Source organism: Flexivirga lutea (genome assembly GCF_054778955.1).
The window spans coordinates 119880-135977 of sequence record NZ_BAAGZB010000002.1; the positions used below are offsets into that span (position 1 = coordinate 119880).

19 protein-coding genes and 2 pseudogenes are annotated in these 16098 nt (G+C 66.8%); 8 read left to right on the plus strand and 13 right to left on the minus strand.

Going from position 1 to position 16098, the window contains the following annotated elements:
* Positions 1-3 precede the first annotated feature (3 nt).
* Positions 4-967, minus strand: a pseudogene (locus ACYVBN_RS06970) (IS3 family transposase); the annotation flags it as partial.
* Between the two features lie 236 nt (positions 968-1203).
* Here ACYVBN_RS06970 and ACYVBN_RS06975 point away from each other — a divergent pair.
* Together ACYVBN_RS06975 and ACYVBN_RS06980 are read left to right on the plus strand one after the other, a co-directional pair.
* The gene (locus ACYVBN_RS06975; RefSeq protein ID WP_460599891.1) at positions 1204-1434 is read left to right on the plus strand and encodes an SHOCT domain-containing protein; all 231 of its coding nucleotides are present in this window, start codon (positions 1204-1206) and stop codon (positions 1432-1434) included.
* Between the two features lie 18 nt (positions 1435-1452).
* Positions 1453-1902, plus strand: coding sequence for a universal stress protein (locus tag ACYVBN_RS06980; RefSeq protein ID WP_460599892.1), 450 nt, complete (start codon positions 1453-1455; stop codon positions 1900-1902).
* Positions 1903-1923: 21 nt separating this feature from the next.
* On the opposite strand, the gene ACYVBN_RS06985 is transcribed toward ACYVBN_RS06980, so the two are convergent.
* Positions 1924-2337 (minus strand): universal stress protein, encoded by a 414-nt coding sequence (locus ACYVBN_RS06985; RefSeq protein ID WP_460599893.1) that lies wholly within the window; start codon positions 2335-2337, stop codon positions 1924-1926.
* Between the two features lie 310 nt (positions 2338-2647).
* Here ACYVBN_RS06985 and ACYVBN_RS06990 point away from each other — a divergent pair, with 310 nt between their 5' ends.
* Positions 2648-3238, plus strand: a complete 591-nt coding sequence (locus ACYVBN_RS06990) for an Rv1733c family protein (RefSeq protein ID WP_460599894.1) — start codon at positions 2648-2650, stop codon at positions 3236-3238.
* 173 nt (positions 3239-3411) lie between these two features.
* Here the strand turns inward: ACYVBN_RS06990 and ACYVBN_RS06995 are convergent, their stop codons facing one another.
* The 8 genes from ACYVBN_RS06995 to ACYVBN_RS07030 form a co-directional block, all read right to left on the minus strand.
* Positions 3412-4092 (minus strand): BON domain-containing protein, encoded by a 681-nt coding sequence (locus ACYVBN_RS06995; protein ID WP_460599895.1) that lies wholly within the window; start codon positions 4090-4092, stop codon positions 3412-3414.
* Between the two features lie 269 nt (positions 4093-4361).
* Positions 4362-4961 (minus strand): hypothetical protein, encoded by a 600-nt coding sequence (locus tag ACYVBN_RS07000; RefSeq protein ID WP_460599896.1) that lies wholly within the window; start codon positions 4959-4961, stop codon positions 4362-4364.
* 218 nt (positions 4962-5179) lie between these two features.
* Entirely contained in the window at positions 5180-5914 is a 735-nt protein-coding gene (locus tag ACYVBN_RS07005; protein WP_440280870.1) for an ABC transporter permease, read from the minus strand.
* Positions 5911-6633 (minus strand): ABC transporter ATP-binding protein, encoded by a 723-nt coding sequence (locus tag ACYVBN_RS07010; RefSeq protein ID WP_440280871.1) that lies wholly within the window; start codon positions 6631-6633, stop codon positions 5911-5913. Before ACYVBN_RS07010 ends, ACYVBN_RS07005 begins: the two co-directional genes overlap by 4 nt.
* A gap of 26 nt (positions 6634-6659) precedes the next feature.
* On the minus strand, positions 6660-7094 hold the full coding sequence (locus ACYVBN_RS07015; protein ID WP_440280872.1) for a pyridoxamine 5'-phosphate oxidase family protein: 435 nt from the start codon (positions 7092-7094) through the stop codon (positions 6660-6662).
* Positions 7095-7096: 2 nt separating this feature from the next.
* Complete coding sequence (locus ACYVBN_RS07020) at positions 7097-8401, minus strand: MFS transporter (RefSeq protein WP_460599897.1); 1305 nt, start codon at positions 8399-8401, stop codon at positions 7097-7099.
* Positions 8402-8642: 241 nt separating this feature from the next.
* On the minus strand, positions 8643-8966 hold the full coding sequence (locus ACYVBN_RS07025; protein WP_460599898.1) for a hypothetical protein: 324 nt from the start codon (positions 8964-8966) through the stop codon (positions 8643-8645).
* 182 nt (positions 8967-9148) lie between these two features.
* Positions 9149-10189, minus strand: coding sequence for a zinc-binding dehydrogenase (locus ACYVBN_RS07030; RefSeq protein WP_460599899.1), 1041 nt, complete (start codon positions 10187-10189; stop codon positions 9149-9151).
* Between the two features lie 242 nt (positions 10190-10431).
* On the opposite strand from ACYVBN_RS07030, the gene ACYVBN_RS07035 reads away from it, so the two are divergent.
* The 5 genes and pseudogenes from ACYVBN_RS07035 (at position 10432) to ACYVBN_RS07055 (ending at position 13153) form a co-directional block, all read left to right on the plus strand.
* Positions 10432-11352 (plus strand): universal stress protein, encoded by a 921-nt coding sequence (locus ACYVBN_RS07035; protein ID WP_460599900.1) that lies wholly within the window; start codon positions 10432-10434, stop codon positions 11350-11352.
* Positions 11349-12302 (plus strand): universal stress protein, encoded by a 954-nt coding sequence (locus ACYVBN_RS07040; RefSeq protein ID WP_440280878.1) that lies wholly within the window; start codon positions 11349-11351, stop codon positions 12300-12302. Before ACYVBN_RS07035 ends, ACYVBN_RS07040 begins: the two co-directional genes overlap by 4 nt.
* A 227-nt stretch (positions 12303-12529) precedes the next feature.
* Positions 12530-12691 carry a hypothetical protein gene (locus tag ACYVBN_RS07045; RefSeq protein WP_440280879.1) on the plus strand — a complete coding sequence of 54 codons (162 nt, stop codon included), beginning with the start codon at positions 12530-12532 and terminating at the stop codon, positions 12689-12691.
* Positions 12684-12827, plus strand: a pseudogene (locus tag ACYVBN_RS07050) (hypothetical protein); the annotation flags it as partial. The gene ACYVBN_RS07045 and the pseudogene ACYVBN_RS07050, both read left to right, overlap by 8 nt.
* A gap of 185 nt (positions 12828-13012) precedes the next feature.
* Complete coding sequence (locus ACYVBN_RS07055; RefSeq protein WP_440280880.1) at positions 13013-13153, plus strand: MBL fold metallo-hydrolase RNA specificity domain-containing protein; 141 nt, start codon at positions 13013-13015, stop codon at positions 13151-13153.
* A gap of 10 nt (positions 13154-13163) precedes the next feature.
* On the opposite strand, the gene ACYVBN_RS07060 is transcribed toward ACYVBN_RS07055, so the two are convergent.
* Genes ACYVBN_RS07060 through ACYVBN_RS07070 form a run of 3 tightly spaced genes read right to left on the minus strand, consistent with a single transcriptional unit; the run spans position 13164 to position 16093 of the window.
* Positions 13164-13643 carry a pyridoxamine 5'-phosphate oxidase family protein gene (locus ACYVBN_RS07060; RefSeq protein WP_440280881.1) on the minus strand — a complete coding sequence of 160 codons (480 nt, stop codon included), beginning with the start codon at positions 13641-13643 and terminating at the stop codon, positions 13164-13166.
* A gap of 39 nt (positions 13644-13682) precedes the next feature.
* Positions 13683-14336, minus strand: coding sequence for a response regulator (locus tag ACYVBN_RS07065; RefSeq protein WP_440280882.1), 654 nt, complete (start codon positions 14334-14336; stop codon positions 13683-13685).
* The gene (locus ACYVBN_RS07070; protein WP_460599901.1) at positions 14336-16093 is read right to left on the minus strand and encodes a sensor histidine kinase; all 1758 of its coding nucleotides are present in this window, start codon (positions 16091-16093) and stop codon (positions 14336-14338) included. Before ACYVBN_RS07070 ends, ACYVBN_RS07065 begins: the two co-directional genes overlap by 1 nt.
* Between the last annotated feature and the right edge of the window lie 5 nt (positions 16094-16098).

The following is a 16098-nucleotide window of genomic DNA, read 5'->3' on the forward strand; positions in this document are numbered from 1 at the left end:
GCCCTGACTTCCTCTGTCGTTATGATGGATGAGATCGGTGAAATCGCTGTGCCGTAACGGTTTCGAGTCCAGACGGCCTGCTCGAACGCGTGCAGCACGAAGTCCGTGGTCATCGACGACGACACGCTCCAGCCCAGGATCCGGCGCGCGTACGCGTCGACAACGAACGCCACGTACACCCACCCCGACCACGTCGATACGTACGTGAAATCGGCAACCCACAACTTGTCCGGCGCGCACGGTGCGAACCGGCGGCCCACCAGGTCATCGGGTCGCTGATCGGCCGGATCGGCCACCGTGGTGCGCTTGACCTTCCCACGCACCGCACCGGCCAACCCCTCGCCGCGCATCAGCCGTTCCACCGTGCACCGGGCCACCCGCCAACCCTCACGGTTGAGTTGAAGCCACACCTTCCTGGCCCCGTACACCCGGTAGTTCTCCTCGTACACGTCGTGAATCTTGTTGATCAAGAACGCTTCTCGCCACTCAGAGGAAGTGACGGGACGGTTCACCAGTTCGTAGTAGGTCGATGGGACGATCTTCATCCCGTGCTGGGTCAGCACGGCACAGATCGGCTCGACACCCCACCGCAAACCAGATCCGGGCTCACGCCGATCGGCGTGAGCCCGAATGAAGTCCACAATCAGCCGTGTGGCCGGTCGAGCTCGGCCGCGAAGAAAGCCGACGCCGCCTTCAAGATCGAGTTCGCCCGACGCAGATCAGCGTTCTCCCGCCGCAACTTGCGCAACTCCTCCGACTCGGACGCCGTAGTACCGACGCGGGCACCGGCATCGACCTCCGCATGGCGCACCCACTTACGCAGCGTCTCCGGTGTCCCGATACCCAGCAGCGGCGCGATCCGCCGCATCGCCGCCCACTCGGTCTCCTCAACAGGTCGTTCGGCGACCATCCGCACCGCGCGCGACTTCAACTCCGCCGGATACCTCTTCGTCGTGTTCCCTGGCATGACTCCAACCTTCCCAACAACTGGAGTCTCCGGACATGCCGGGGCGATTCAGACCCGACGTGCATTGCGAAGAGCGGCGATCATGGTGGATTCCTTTCCGGAGCTTCGTTCAATCCTCGGGGCGAAACTTCTCAACCCCCTCAGGAACGGCTATGGGCACGTCAGGACCTTCGACCCTGTGGCGATCGGCATCCGAGGCCCAGACTGATCACAAACCGTTCAGCAGGAGGTTCGTAATGATGGGTTGGGCAGGCGGCGTTCACGGCGCCGGCACGTGGATGGCGATTTGCGGGATCGTGGTCGGTGTCGCGCTCCTCGTGTGCACAGTCATGCTGATCCAGATGACCTACCGGGACCGCTCGCAGGAACCTTTCTCCGAGGCAGAGCGTGAGTTGCGACTGCGTCTCGCACGGGGACAGATCGACCTGGACGAGTTCCTCAAGGAACAGTCCGCGCTCCGGCGCTGAACAGGAAGGGAGACGGACATGCCGACCGAGCACCACAGCCGCGTCATCGTCGTCGGTGTCGATGGGTCAGCGGGCTCGCTCAGGGCGATGCGCTGGGCCATCGACGAGGCTGCTCTGCGCGACTGCGCCATCGAAGCCGTCACTGTATGGCGGACCGGTTCGAACGGCGTCGGCACTCGTCACGCCGCGGAGGAACTCCAGGCGCGCGTCGTCCAGCAGGCCTGCGCCGGCCTGGCCGACAGCCCCCTGATCTGTGAGGAGATCGAGACGGGCAACCCGGAGGAGGTCCTGGTGACCCGGTCCGAGCATGCGAGCCTGCTCGTCATCGGCAGCCACGGCGTCGGCTCGGTCCGCCACGCGGCGCTCGGATCGACGAGCGAGTACTGCTCACGAATGGCGGCTTGTCCAGTGGTCGTACTGCCGATGCCGGCGGACGGCGGACGACACACCCAGCTCGCTGAGCGGTAGACCTCCGCCGTCCTCCCGCCGTCACCTGACTACGACGACCGGGCAGTGCGCGTGCCGGACGCAGTAAGCACTCACTGACCCGAGCAACGCCTCCGCCACGGCACCGTGGCCCTGGCTACCGACGACCAGCGCCGCCGCGTGCTTCGCCGCCTCGACCAGCACCCTTCCGGCCCGGCCCTCGTACACCGCGGCCTCGACCACGGCGTGCCCTTGCGGGACGTTCGCCTTGACCTTCTGGAGGACGGTTCGTGCCTCCTCGTCGGGCCTGAAGTCCGGCCAGACGACGGGAGAGCCATACGACGACGGCCACTGCCACGCGGTCACCAGGACGAGATCCGCGCCGATCTGCTCGGCGTAATCGGCCGCCCAGAGCACCGCCTTGTCTCCGTCCGCCGATCCGTCGACTCCGACGACGACGCGCTTCTTGTCACTCATTGCTGGTTTCCTCTCATGGCTGGTTTCCAGTGATCACTCTGGTCTGCCCTGCGCCGCAGTCGTAGGGACGAACGTCCCCGCTCTCTCGGCGGCGTATAACACAGCACGGCCGGGACCAGCATCATGGCGGCGTGGTCGTCCCGCAGCTGCCGTTTGCGGCGAAGACCGCCGAGCGCAACAAGCCGCCGACGTTGCCTGGAAAACCCCAGGGGTGACGAATGTGCACAACAACATTCGCGTCACTCCCTGAGCCAGACGCGTCACGGTCCCGACGAGTCACGGTGTCACGTCGTGCTCGCCGCAGGTCGTCATGAAGAAGACCGTGATCCATACGTGGTGGTTGCGCCGTCGCACCGGAGGTGTGCCGTTGCGCCGCAACCCACTGTGCCGGAAGAGTGACCGGCTGCAGCAGATCTCAGCATGGGCATGGTTCGTCGCCGCGCTGCTGACCATTCCCGTCGTCAGCATCGCCGTCGTGCCGGCCATCGTCGACAGTTGGCAGTTACCAACCATGGCGCCCACGACCGCCGTGATGGAACACGTGGCGGAGGCGCCGGTTGTTGTCGGGTCCTCCCCCGCGGTCGACTTCCACCGGATGTATGCCGTTCAGGTGCATTGGATCACCAGCACGGGTTTTGTCCGACGCGAGTCGGTGAGAGTTGTCGCCGCACCCCGCCGGGGTTCCAAGATCCGTATATGGGCGACAGCGTCTGGCGACCGTGTTACGGCTGCGCGGCGCCGCGGCTCACGTGCGCTCGACACGAGCATGCTCATCATCAATGCCGCGGTGGACGTCTGCCTCGCCGCCTACGGAGCACACCGACTTCTACGGTGGCAGCTCGACCGACGTCGATTGCGTGCATGGGACGCCGAACTCGGCAAACTCCTGACGCGACGCTGAGCCTCAATCGTCGCGGTTACCGCCCGGACTGTCCGGGACCTTCGACGCAGGAGCACCGGTCAAGGTGTGGTCTGGAGAGATGAAACTGCATTCGGCCCGGTCCTGACATTGCGCCGCGGGCCGGCCGCGCTCGAGGACGAGAAGAAGCGACCGGCCCGTGGCGGGTCAGCGGTTCACGGAGCGATGTGAAGGTTGTTGTGCACCTTCGTGACACCGGGCGTGTTCCACGCAATGTGAGCGGCCTGGCTGCGTTCAGCCCACGTCCGAGCGGTTCCGGTCAACTCCATCTCGGTGCCGTTCGTATTGACGTGGATGTGGTCGGCTTCGACCTGGGCGCTGCGAACCAGGGCCGCTCGGATGTTCTTCTTCGCCGTGTCTGTGGCGAAAGGAAGTTGCGGGACGATCTTGATGTCGTTCTGCACTGAGTAGACACCTGGCAGGTTCTCCATCAGCCGGCCGGCGATCTTGCGTTGGTAGTTCCACGGAACTGAACCCGTGAGCGTGACCTGGTGGTCATGGACGACGGCCTGCACGGTGTGCGGCACAGAGGAACTGCTTTGGAGTGCCTGTCGGGCGTGCGTGGCGATCCCGGTGTCGTCGCGGTCGGTGCGGCGGGATCGGACCACGATCTCGTCGGCGACGGAGGTCACGCCCGCGACCCGCAGAGCCGCAGCGACTGCGGCTGTCTTCTCGGGGTAAGTGCTCACCTCCCCCGACAGGGTGATCGCACCCCCGTTCACCGACACGCCGACGTGGTCGGCGTTGACATTGGAGGCCCACGAAAGTTCTTCCGTGACAACGGTCTTCAGCTGATGGTCGGTGGTTTGCTCTGTTTGTGCGTGTGTCTGTGTCATGTCTCCAGGCTGCGCCGGGCACGATCTGGCGGTCAGGGCCGAAGGTCCCGGGCCCCGGCGGGACAAGATCGACCAGCAGCCGGAGGCTTCAGTAGCGAACCCTAGGTGACTTCGGATCCCGCTGGGAAACGACAACTGGCGGAGAGCCGGTAGGCGTGTGCTCGCGAACCTCCTGGCGGCCCAATGAAATACAGCATGTGCACAGAGACCCCGCCCCGAGACCATCAGGTCTCGTGGCGGGTTCGATATGTACTACAACCCGATCGGTACTACACGGTGTGCGGGACGGCCTTCCCCGAGACGCGCGTTGCGACGACCGACTCCCGCCGGGCGAGTGCCGCGTGCCGCAGACCGAACGCCGCGAGCGCCAGCATCAGTGCCGCACCGGCGAAGGCCGCGATCGCGGCATACCCGGCGATCGTGCCGATGGTTGCGAATGCGTAACCGTAGAGCAGCAGGCCACGGAGGGTGTCGCCCTGGAAGAGGGTGGTCTTGAGCTCGGTGAGCTGCTGGGTCTGCGCAGAGTTCGGGTGCGCCTTCGCAGCAGCCATCTGCGCCGCGCTCACCTGGGCGTACGTCTGCCCCTTCGCCGCCTCGTTCATGTGGGCGAGGATGAAGTGGTTGGCGTAAGCCTTGGCCTGCGGACCTGTGGTCATCGTCTGACCGGCGTACTTGCCGAGGTTGTCCTTCATGTCCTGCGTGGTGAGCGCAGGGCCGCCGGGCATCGTGATCGCCTGCGACGAGAGTTGCTGGTGCACCTCGTTGCCGATGAAGTTGTGGGCCCATGTGAGCATCCCACCGGCGACGAGCAGGACGACAGCGAGCCCGAGTCCCATCCATGAGACGAGTCTGTCGAGTGTGGAACGCATGGCCTTCTCCTTGAGTTTGAACGGAGGGACCTCGTTGGTCCCACTACTATGTTCCAACTGCCACGGGCTCCCACGTGAGGACGAAAGTCCCCAAAGCACAATGACCTTCGCCAGATCAATCTCTCCTGAGAAACAGGGACCAAGGTCCATGGCCGGGGCAACGTGTGTGCGCTCCTGATGAGAGAGATCGGTAACTTCTCGGCAAGCGTCGTCGTCATTCAGCGAGTACGACGGGGCATCGAGACAGCACCGAGCGCGAGGGCCGCCAGCGCGAACACCGTGAGCACCGCGACGTTCCGCAGCACATCCCCGGTAGGTGACGTCTGATCGCCGATGGCGTCGAGCGCACGGACGGCATACGTCATCGGCAGTATGTCGGCGAACACCTGCAGGCCGCGCGGCATCGAGTTGTGCGGAACGAGCAGACCGCACAGGTAGATCTGGGGACCGATCACCAGCGGCATGAACTGGACGGCCTGGAACTCCGTGCGTGCGAAGGCGCTGGCCAACAAGCCGGTGGCCACCCCGACCGCCGCGGAGACCGCGGCGACCAGCAGTACCCAGACGATCGGGCCGGCCGTGGTCACGGCGAGTCCCCACACACTCACGGCCACCAGCACGACGGACTGGACGGTGGCGGCCAGGGTAAACGAGATGCCATATCCAGCCAGGAGATCCGCACGGTGTAGCGGGGTTGTCAACAGGCGCTCCAGCGTGCCGGAGGTCCGTTCGCGCAGCATCGCCACCGAGGTGACCAGGAACATCACCAACATCGGAAGGATCCCGAGCATTGTCAGTGCGATTCGATTGAACACGGTGCCGCCGCCATACACGAAATAGAGCAGCGTCAACAGCAGAGCCGGCACCACGACGATCAGCGCCACAGTGCGTGGGTCGGCACGCAGCTGCTGCAGGATGCGGCGAATGGTGGCGCCGAGGATCCGCGCGTTCACGTTGTTTCCCCAGAGCGGATGAGCCGCAGGAACGCCTCGTCGTATGACGACGCGGCGGTTCGGTCGAGCAGTTCGGCAGGAGACAGCTGGGCGAGCAACCGGCCGTCGCGCAACAGCAGCACGCTGTCGCACCGCGCGGCTTCGTCCATCACATGACTCGAGACGAGCAACGTCGCGCCCTGCGCAGCCATCGACTGCAGCTGACGCCAGATCTCCTCGCGGGTGACGGGGTCGAGACCAACCGTCGGCTCGTCGAGCACCAGCAGCGCCGGCGCACCGACGAGCGCACAAGCAAGTGACGCGCGGCTCGCCTGCCCGCCGGACAGCCGATCCACCCGATGCCCGGCCAGGTCGGCGAGCCCCACAGCTGCGACAGCCCGGTCGGCGCTCTCCCGCGAATGCCCCTGCAGTGCCGCGAAATACGTCGCGTTCTGCGACACAGTCAACTCGCGGTAGACGCTCACCGCCTGAGTGACGTATCCGACTTGATGTTGCAGAGCGGCAGACCCGGGCTGCTGCCCGAGAACGGTGAGTTCGCCTGACGCCACGCGTTGTACGCCGACGATCGAGCGCATCAGCGTCGTCTTGCCGCACCCGGAGGGACCCATGAGGCCCACCACCGCACCCGCGGGCACGTCGAACGTGAGGTCGTGCAAGACCGGGTGGCTGTGCAGCGACACGTCGAGATGCCGTGCGCGGATCGCGGGTTGCGTCTTCACAAACCGAGTGTCCACCCCCGAGGCCGTCAGGTCGCGAAGGTACGCAACAGGTCGACGGCGCCGAAACTACGGCCGGTGAGCGTCTCCGGGTGGATCCGCACCAAGTGAGGCTTCGCACCCGGCTCCCAGGGGAAGACCGGCAGTCGCAACAGGTCCAGGACCTCATGCAGTCGAGCAACCTCCGTCGCGACACCGGTCACGACCACACTCCATGCTGTCTCGGTCTCGGCGTCGAAGCCGTCGGCCTCGAAGCAGACGTGCTCGCCGACTGCGGCGTCCAGCTTGGTGCCCGAGCCCGTCCGGAAGAGGATGTCGCCCTCGTGGACGGAGTGGTTGACCGGGTAGATCTCCGGACGTCCGGCGACGACCACGCCGAGCCGGCCCACCGGGGCCTTCGTGAGCAGGTCAATGCACTGCTCGGTGGTCAGTTGCTGGGTGCGTGAGTGTGTCGATGTCTGCATGGTCACAGAATCGCGTCTGAACTGCCTTGGTCGACAGGGTCTTTGGTCCCGGGGTGTCGTGCCAGCGGACGATGCGGTACGACGCCGCCACCGTCCAGTGCCGCAGTCCCGTGCACGGTACGACGGACAACCGTCAGTGCCAGCACGAGAGTTCCGATCGAGCAGACGGCGAGCAACCACATTCCGACGGAGTACGAGCGCGTGGTGCTGTAGATGTACGCCATCACCAACGGCGGCACGAAACCGCCCAGGCCACCGGCTGCACCGACGAGTCCGGTGACTCCGCCGACCCGGGCCTGGTCAGTTACCTGGGCGATGAACGCGAACGTCGCCCCCGACGCGGCACCCAGCGCCGCGGCCAGGGCCAGGAACACGGGAGTCCCGTAACCCTGCAGCGGAGGTTCCCCGGCCGCGATGGCCGCGCACCCAGCCACGAGTGCGAAGCAGCTCGCGAGAACGGGGACGGAGCCGAGCCGGTCAGCCAGCGTGCCACCGACTGGCCGCATGATCACCGCGACGACGACGAACCCGGCCATCCTGGTCGCTGCATCCGCCGCCGTGAGCGTGTAGGTGTTCTTCAGGTAGAGCGGCAGGAAGACCGAGAACGCCACATAGCCGCCGAAGCCGACCGTGTACAGCAGCCCGGCCTGCCAGGTGACCGGAAGTTTCGCGGTGCCGACGAGCCGTTTGACCAGCGGTGTCTTCGGTATGACGCGCCCCGGCGCGTCGCGCAGGAGCAGGCGGGCGGTGACGGCATAGAGCGCCAGCGCGACGGCGACGACGACGAACGGTGTCGCCCCGCCGTGTGTCTTGAAGAGGCTCACCGTCGTGAATGCGCTGATCGCTGTGCCACCCATGCCGACGCCGAAGACACCGAGCGCCATACCGCGCTTCGCCGGAGGGAACCAGCCGTTGACGAAGGGCACACCCACCGCGAACGACGTGCCGCCGATGCCGAGGAACACGCCGGCGACCAGCATCGCCACATACGAGGTCTGCGCCCAGAAGCCGAGCACCAGAACCGGTGCGATGGTGGCCGCGGAAACCAGCGGGAACATCACGCGGCCGCCGTACTTGTCGGTGAGCGCACCGACCGGGATCCGGCCGATCGACCCGACGACCACCGGAACGGCGACCAGCAGACTCGCCTGTCCGGCGGTGAGCGGGTGGTGGTCGCTGAACGGCAACCAGTGCAGGGTCTTGTCGTAGGCCGCCGGAGCGAGCTTGTTCCTGTCAGGACTGAAGAGCGGTCCGAGCGGGCTGATCAGCGCCCACGCCCAGAAGTTGATCGCGAATCCGACTGTCACGAGGACAAGTTGGAACCACGCGGCCCGGCTCACCGGTTCGGCGGCTTGGCAGCCCTCCCTTCTGTGCCGCCGCGAAGGCTTTGCCGAGGTGGTGGACGTGAACATGGTGAGCTCCTTGGGCCACAGTGCGAAAGTGATGGTCCGACACGGTTGTTCGAACCTATCCACTGTCGCCGGTGTGCAATCCGTCCGACATGGACCAAAGTCCCGGAACCCAGAAATGTGCGAAATGCGTTGCTTCTCAGTCGATCTGGCGCCGCGTGAACAAGTAGCTGCCTGCCGTGGTCAAGAGCACGGCGACGATCGTCGTCGCAGAGATCGTCGCGACATCGAGGTGGCTCGCCGGGAAGGTGGCGAGATGGTCGAAGGGTGACCACGTGCGCGCCCACGCCGGCAGAGAGAGAAGACCACCGAACTGCGCGACCGTGCCGGAGAGCACGAGGACGGCCCAGCCGCCGGCCATCCAGGCCACCCGGATCCCGAGGAAGAAGACGCTGACCGCAACGATGGTCCACATGGCCGGAAAGGTGGTCACCGCGGACCGCAGCAGTGCGATCACGTCCACCGATCAGTCCGTGCACCTCCCCTGCCGCCACTCGCAGGTCGAGCGCAGCGAGTGCCGTGGCGTCGCCATACCTCTTACGTAATCCGCGGATGGTGATCGCGTCGGAGGTGGTCACGTCGGTGGCGGTGGCCCGTGCGGTGACGACTGGCATGAGTTCCTCCTGAGAATGATGTCGTGCCGGCTCAGCGGCTGAGAACGACCTTGAGCGCGTCGGTATCGGCGGCTCGGGCGAAGACGTCATACGCCTCCATGAATTCGTGCAGCGCGAAGTGGTGGGTCACGAACCGGCCGGTGTCCAGCAGCCGTTGCTGCAGCAGTCGCAGGAGTGTCGGAGTCGAGTACGTGTCGACCAGCCCGGTCGTGATCGTGATGTCGCGCGGCCACAGCTGCTCGAGGTGCAGGGTCGCCGGGCCGCCGTGGACGCCGACGTTGGCGACCCGTCCGGCAGGCCGGATCAGCTGCGCGCACAGCTCGAAGGTCTCGTTGGTTCCGACCGCTTCGATCGCGACGTCCGCACCGAATCCGTCGGTCAGCCCACGGACGACCGCGAGGGGGTCCTCGTGGGAGTTGTCGACCACGATGTCGGCACCGAATCGTCGAGCGGCGTCCAGCCGTGCAGTTGCCCGGTCGACAGCGATGATCCGGGACGGACTGAACAGCCGTGCGCTCTGTATGACGGACAGGCCTATCGGGCCGGCCCCGACCACGACAACCGTGTCGCCGGGCTCGACACGACCGTTACGGACACCGACTTCGTAACCAGTGGGTCCGATGTCGGCGAGCATCAGGGCTTCCTCGTCCGTGACTTCCGGCGGGAGGAGGTACGTCGAGCGATCGGCGAACGGGACCCGTACGAACTCTGCCTGAGTGCCGTCGATCGTGTGCCCGAGGATCCAGCCTCCGCCGCCCTGACACAACCCGTAGCGCTCTCGCCTGCAATAGCTGCAGCTGCCACACGCGGAGATGCAGGAAACCAGCACTCGGTCCCCGATGCCGCGGGCGGTGCCGGAACCCGCAGCGACCACAGTTCCCACCGCTTCGTGACCGAGGATCCGGCCGGGTGTCACCTCCGGCACGTCGCCGCGCAGGATGTGCAGGTCTGTTCCGCAGACAGTGACGGCGTCTACCCGGACGACGACGTCGGTGCTGGCCTCGATCACCGGCCGTGGCACTTCGTCCCAGGACATCCGGCCCGCGCCGTGGTACACGACGGCGTGCATCATGTCGCCACCTGGTGACGACACCGATCGTCCTGGTGTTGTTGCTGATTCGCTGCTGATGGTCATGAAGAGCCCCTCGCACGGACCCGACACGGACCCGTCACCGACGAGTACACGCTCGGCGAGAGGTGGCGCCCAGGGACCAATGGCCCGTCTTCCGCTGACGGAGGGACGTTCGTCCCTGGTCGGCAGGAGGGGCTCGGTCGACGCTTGAGCGGAGACAGCACAACGGAAGGGGTTTTCCCATGAACGCCACCACTGTCCCCCTCGGGGCGGTTCTGGTCGGGTTGGACGAGTCTGCGGAGAGCGCACGAGCGCTCAGCTGGGCCGCCACCGAAGCTCGCCGGCGTCGCTGGCCGTTGCACCTGATGCACGTGGTGAACGACGAGGCCTGGGTCTATTCGATCTCCGACACGACGCGTCAGCCGATGCGGCGCGTCGTCCGCGACGCCCTGGTGATGATCAGCGACTGGCACCCCGACCTGGAGGTGAGCTGGTCACAGCCCGCCGGGGACCCGGCCGTTCGGCTCGCGGCCGGCGCCCGGGCCGCCCGGGTGGTCGCCGTCGGTTCGCACGGGCGCGGGGCTGTGAGGGACGCGCTGCTCGGGTCGGTGAAGACCCACCTCTTCGCGCAGACCCGATGCCCGGTGACCGTCTTGCGAGCGGACACCCCGATCCCACGCCCTGATGCGCCCGTGGTCGTCGGTGTGGATTACGGCAAGTCCCTCACAGAGGTACTCGAGGCCGGGTTCGAACAAGCCGCGAGCCGACACGTCGACCTGGTCGTCGTGCACAGTTGGCAAGTGGACGCCTCCACGATCGTGGACGGCCTTGAACTGCAAGGCCTTCCGATCGAAGAGGTCCAGGAACACCAAGCCGCGCTCCTGCGGCGGACAGTCGCGGCCCTGGCGCGAAGCCACCCGGGGGTCGAGGTCAGCACTCACGCCGTGCATGGCGGCGCCGCTGAAGTCCTGAACCACTACAGCACCGGTGCGGCCCTGCTCGTCGTCGGATCGCGGGGCCACGGCAGAATCAGCGGTGCCGTCCTCGGGTCCGTCAGCCAGAGCGCCGTCCGGTCCGCCAACTGCCCGGTCCTCGTCATCCGCGGGGGCCGAACGGCGATTGCCGTCGCCCCGGACGCGAAGGCAGCGAGCGCGCACTCATGAGCACGGTCGAGAACGCCGGCACCGCGGGCACGGATCCGTCGCGTCCAGTAGCGCAACGGATGGAAGACCACAACCAAGCGGCGGTCCCGACCCACGCGATCGTGGTGGGCCTGGACCACTCGCCGCACAGCGCGGCCGCTCTCGAGTGGGCCGCCGCCGAGGCCGTGACCCGCGGACTCCCCCTGCATCTGATGCACATGGTCCAGCCCCCGCTATGGCCCGATGCGCCCGGGTTGAGTCAGTTCGAGGAGAAGCCGACGGCTTGTGTCACGCAGGCCCTGCGGGCCCTCGCCGACAGCTGCGCCGGACTCGCCGTGACGTGGAGTCAGCCGTACGGCTCGCCGTTGCCCGCACTGACCTGGGCGTCCCGTTTCGCCACGCTGATCGTCGTGGGCACTCGCGCACACGGACCGCTTCGGCAAGTCGTGACGGGGTCGACCGCTGTCGGGCTGATCGCCGACGCGCGCTGCCCGGTCGTCGTGGTGCGGACCGCACCCGGCGGTAAGCGGTCAGGACCTGTAGTCGTCGGTCTGGACGGCGGCAGGAACGACCGCGAGACGCTGCACGCGGCGTTCCAGGAGGCGGAGTTGTTCCAGCGAGCCCTGGTGGCTGTGCACGCGACCGACTACGGGTTCCTGGAACACGCCGATGTCGAGCGCCTGGTTGCCGCCGAACAGCAGCGTCACCCCCGGATAGCGGTGAAAGTCCGCTTCCCGCAGGGCGATCCCACCGAGTTGATGGTCGCGCACAGCGCGGAGGCATCGTTGCTGGTGCTGGGTTCGCACGGCCGTCACGAGGCTGCGAGCTTCGTGTTGGGCTCCGTCGGTCAGGGTCTCCTGCGGCGTGCCGCGTGCCCGGTGCTGGTCGCCCGCAGCGGCACTGTGCGACTCCCCGGGGCCGGGTCCGGGTCGGAGACCGTGGACGCCGAAGGCGACCGTGATGACGGGTAATACGACACCAGTCATCCTGACCTTCGAGGGCGCCGCGGGCGGCGTCACCGGGAGCGGGTTCCTGCTCCGCCGCGAGGTCGCGAAGTGCTGGTCGACTGCGGCATGTATCGGGGGATCGGCAGCAGCGACAACACAGTTGGGAGCCGCTGCCGTGGTCCTGGAGTCTACCTGCGGCGACCGCACGCACCTACCCGGTTGCACCGGCGCACGACATACTCGCCCAGACGGTGCGTGACACGATCCGGCGAGGCGGGTCGATCCTGATCCCGCCCTTCGCGCTGGACCGGACCGAGATCGTGCTGCGAACGCTGGACGACCTCACCCGCCCCGGTTCGACCGCGAAGGTGCCGTGTATGTCGACAGCCCGATGGCGCTGGCAGCGTGGGTGATCTCGATCTGCGCCTGGCGCGGAGCGCTGAAGAGTCCATCGCCCTCAACACGCCACCCCAACCTTCGATCATCGTGTCGGCCTCCGGTATGGCAGCCGGCGGTCGCGTCGTGCACCACCTGCAGAGCGTGCTTCCGCATGCCGACAACGCGGTGGTCCTCACCGGATACCAGGCGTGCGGGACACCGGGCCGACTGCTCGGCGACGGCGCAACCGAGCTGAGGTTGTACGGCCGTTACGTCCCGGTTTGGGCGCAGATCGTTGCAGCCGAGGGATCTCCGTACACGCCGATGCGCACGAGCTCCTGTCCTGGGTCCAGGAGATGCCTACTCCGCCCGAATTCGCCTACCTGGTGCACGGCGAAGACGCATCGCGACGGGCGCTGGCCCAACGGATCTGTAAGCAGACCGGATGGTGTGTGGTGGTGCCGCGCCTAGGAGAGACCGTCCGCCTCGACAGCTGACCGGCTCCGGTCACACCGGCTTCGGGCCCTCGCCGGCGCTGCGTGCGCTCGAGCCGACCCCGCCCTGCACCGTGATCCGCCGCCCGGTGATCGACTCCGGCTCGATCCGCAGGAAACACGGCTTCGGACCGCCCTGCCAAGGGAAGATCGGGAGCTGAAGTGCGTCGACCACCTCGTGCATGCGGTCGACGGTCCGCGCGACACCCTTGATGACGGCGCTCCATGCCTGCGCTGCCTCGACGTCATACCCGTCGACCTCGAACGCAACCGGCTGCCGGTCGGCGGCGGCCAGTTTGGTGCCCGTGCCGGTTCGCACCACGACCGTGCCGTGATCGACGACGTGGTTCACCGGAAAGATGTCGGGACGGCCGTCGACAAGGACCGCGAGCCGACCGACCGGGACGGAGCGCACGAGCGCCCAGCACTCGGATGCCGGCAACTCGACCGTACTTGTGTCAGTGATCTTTGAGTCAGTGTTCTTGTAGTTCATGCCATCGACGCTGCTCTCTACAGGGCTGCCGGTCCAGGGTCATTGGTCCCGCCGCCGTGCCTCGTCGGCGTGAGTGGCCGCGAACACAGCGGCCTGAGTGCGCCGTTCCATGCCGAGTTTGGCGAGCAGGGCGGTGACGTAGTTCTTGACCGTCTTCTCGGCCAGGTGCAGCGTCTCCGCGATCTGCTTGTTCGTCATACCCTGCGCGATGTTGTCCAGGATGCGGCGCTCCTGCGGGGTCAGCAGCCGCAACCGCTGATCGTTCGTGTCGGGTGCCTGCCACGAACGACGCAGCCGCTGGACCTCGTCGTCGCGAAGCAGATTCTGCCCCGCCGCAACCGAGCGCACCGCATCGGCCAGGCTCGGGCCTTTGATGTCCTTGAGCAGGTATCCGGCAGCACCGGCGAGCACCGCGGCCTGCAGCGCCCCCGCGTCGTTGTATGACGTGAACATGAGCGCCTTCATGCTGGGGAGGGCGGATCGAGCGTCTCTGCACACGTCGATTCCGGAGCCGTCAGGCAGCCGAACGTCGAGCAGGGCGACATCGGGTTGAGAGATGACGATCTCCCGAAGGGCCTGGCCGGCACTCGCCGCTTCACCCACCACGGTGAAATCGGGTTCGATGTTCAGCAGGTCACGTATGCCGCGGCGGACCACCTCGTGGTCGTCCAGCAGGAAGATGCGAATCGTCATCAGAGCATGCCCTCCCTCGTCGCTGTTGCTAACGCGCTGTCGACAGGAATGCGCCAGTCCAACTCGGTGCCGGCCGTGCCGCTCGGTTGGACCGTGAGCGCGCCGCCGCGCGCTCGGGCGCGCCGGTCGAGGTTGTCCAAGCCACTTCGGCGGGTGCCGGGTGGCAGGCCGATGCCGTTGTCCCGCACCCGCACGACCAATTCCTCATCGCAGACGATGTCCACCGATGCGCTGTCGGCGCGCGCATGCCGAGCGATGTTCGAAAGCCCCTCCCGCACCACCGCCAACACATCAGTGACGACACCCGCCGGCAAGCGATCGACCGGCCCCTCGATCCTGATCTCGGGTCGGAAGCCCAGCGCCTCGGTCAGATCCGTGATCAACGTTTCCACCGCCTGCCGGGCGGTCGACGATCCGACGTCGTGCAACTCGAAGATCGCGTGCCGGATGTCCTTGATCGCGCGATCGAGGTCATCAACCGCGTCGTCGACCCGAGCGCGCACCGTCGGATGGGTGGCCAAGTGGCTTGCAGCCTGCAGGGACAACCCGGTCGCGAAGAGCCGCTGGATGACGTGATCGTGCATGTCGCGCGCGATCCGGTCGCGGTCCTCCAGGAGAACGAGCCGCGACCTGTCGCGTTGGGCCCGTGCCGCGGTCAGTGCCAGACCGGTCTGTCCGGCGAGTCCGCCCAGCAGCTCCAGCATCTCCGCCGCCAGGGAGGCACTGTCCTTGTCCCAGACAACGACGAGCACGCCGACATCCTCGGTGCCGACGACGACGGGCAACACAGCGACCTCACCATTCCCGTCCCCGAGCACGGATTCCAACTCGGCGAGGAGATCTTGCTCCTCTTCCGACGCCGGAGTGTCCGAAACGCCCAGCAGCACCGGCTCGCCCTTCTGCACGAGGCTCCGCCAGCCGGGGGCGAGCAGCACCGTGTCGCATGCGCCCCCGTTCGCCTCGACGTCGCAGGTGACGACGTGCAGGTTGCCGAGTTCGTCATGCAATGCGACGAAGCCGTTGCGCGCATAGGAGTGCTCCACCCCCTCCGCCACGAGGAAGCGCATCGCGTCACGTTCGGAGGATCCCTCCAGCAGCCGCTGGCTGAGCTCGCTGCTGGTTCCGACCCACGCACGCTGCCGACGCGACCGCTCGTACAGGCGCGCGTTGTCGATCGCGATGCCGGCGGCCGCCGCTAGTGCGACCAGGATGGCTTCGTCGTCCTCGGTGAACTCGCCGCCGTCGGCCTTCTCGGTGAGGTAGATGTTGCCGAAGACCTCGGACCGGATCCGGACCGGTGCGCCGAGGAAGCTATGCATGGCGGGGTGATGGGGCGGAAACCCGTAGCTCGCCGGATGGTTCGCCAGATCGGTGAGCCGCAACGGGCGAGGCTCGCGGATCAGCAGACCGAGAACACCCTTGCCGTGCGGCAGGTCCCCGATCGCCGTCCGCTCCTCCGGGGTGAGACCCAGGGTGAAGAATTCGATCAGGTGCTCGCGATCGCGGTCCAGCACACCGAGAGCGCCGTACTTGGCGTCCACCAGTTCACAGGCGGCGCGCACTATTCGCGTCAGGACGTCACTGAGTTCGAGATCAGCGGTCACTGCGACGACCGCGTCCAACAGGTGCGCCAACCGCTCGTGTGACCGGCTCGACGCTTGCGCGCGCGCCCGAAGCTCTCCGATCAGATCATCCAGCTCGAGTGCGGCCGGGGCGACCAGTGACGGACCACTGTCAGAACCATCTTCTGGGCTCATACCGA

Coding starts and splice junctions, on each gene's coding strand:
- ACYVBN_RS07000 (WP_460599896.1), bottom strand. CDS start 4,961: ATGCGTTCCACACTCGACAGACTCGTCTCATGGATGGGACTCGGGCTC.
- ACYVBN_RS07070 (WP_460599901.1), bottom strand. CDS start 16,093: ATGAGCCCAGAAGATGGTTCTGACAGTGGTCCGTCACTGGTCGCCCCG.
- ACYVBN_RS06985 (WP_460599893.1), bottom strand. CDS start 2,337: ATGAGTGACAAGAAGCGCGTCGTCGTCGGAGTCGACGGATCGGCGGAC.
- ACYVBN_RS06980 (WP_460599892.1), top strand. CDS start 1,453: ATGCCGACCGAGCACCACAGCCGCGTCATCGTCGTCGGTGTCGATGGG.
- ACYVBN_RS07035 (WP_460599900.1), top strand. CDS start 10,432: ATGAACGCCACCACTGTCCCCCTCGGGGCGGTTCTGGTCGGGTTGGAC.
- ACYVBN_RS07055 (WP_440280880.1), top strand. CDS start 13,013: ATGCCTACTCCGCCCGAATTCGCCTACCTGGTGCACGGCGAAGACGCA.
- ACYVBN_RS06995 (WP_460599895.1), bottom strand. CDS start 4,092: ATGACACAGACACACGCACAAACAGAGCAAACCACCGACCATCAGCTG.
- ACYVBN_RS07030 (WP_460599899.1), bottom strand. CDS start 10,189: ATGATGCACGCCGTCGTGTACCACGGCGCGGGCCGGATGTCCTGGGAC.
- ACYVBN_RS07065 (WP_440280882.1), bottom strand. CDS start 14,336: ATGACGATTCGCATCTTCCTGCTGGACGACCACGAGGTGGTCCGCCGC.
- ACYVBN_RS06990 (WP_460599894.1), top strand. CDS start 2,648: ATGAAGAAGACCGTGATCCATACGTGGTGGTTGCGCCGTCGCACCGGA.
- ACYVBN_RS07015 (WP_440280872.1), bottom strand. CDS start 7,094: ATGCAGACATCGACACACTCACGCACCCAGCAACTGACCACCGAGCAG.
- ACYVBN_RS07040 (WP_440280878.1), top strand. CDS start 11,349: ATGAGCACGGTCGAGAACGCCGGCACCGCGGGCACGGATCCGTCGCGT.
- ACYVBN_RS06975 (WP_460599891.1), top strand. CDS start 1,204: ATGATGGGTTGGGCAGGCGGCGTTCACGGCGCCGGCACGTGGATGGCG.
- ACYVBN_RS07060 (WP_440280881.1), bottom strand. CDS start 13,643: ATGAACTACAAGAACACTGACTCAAAGATCACTGACACAAGTACGGTC.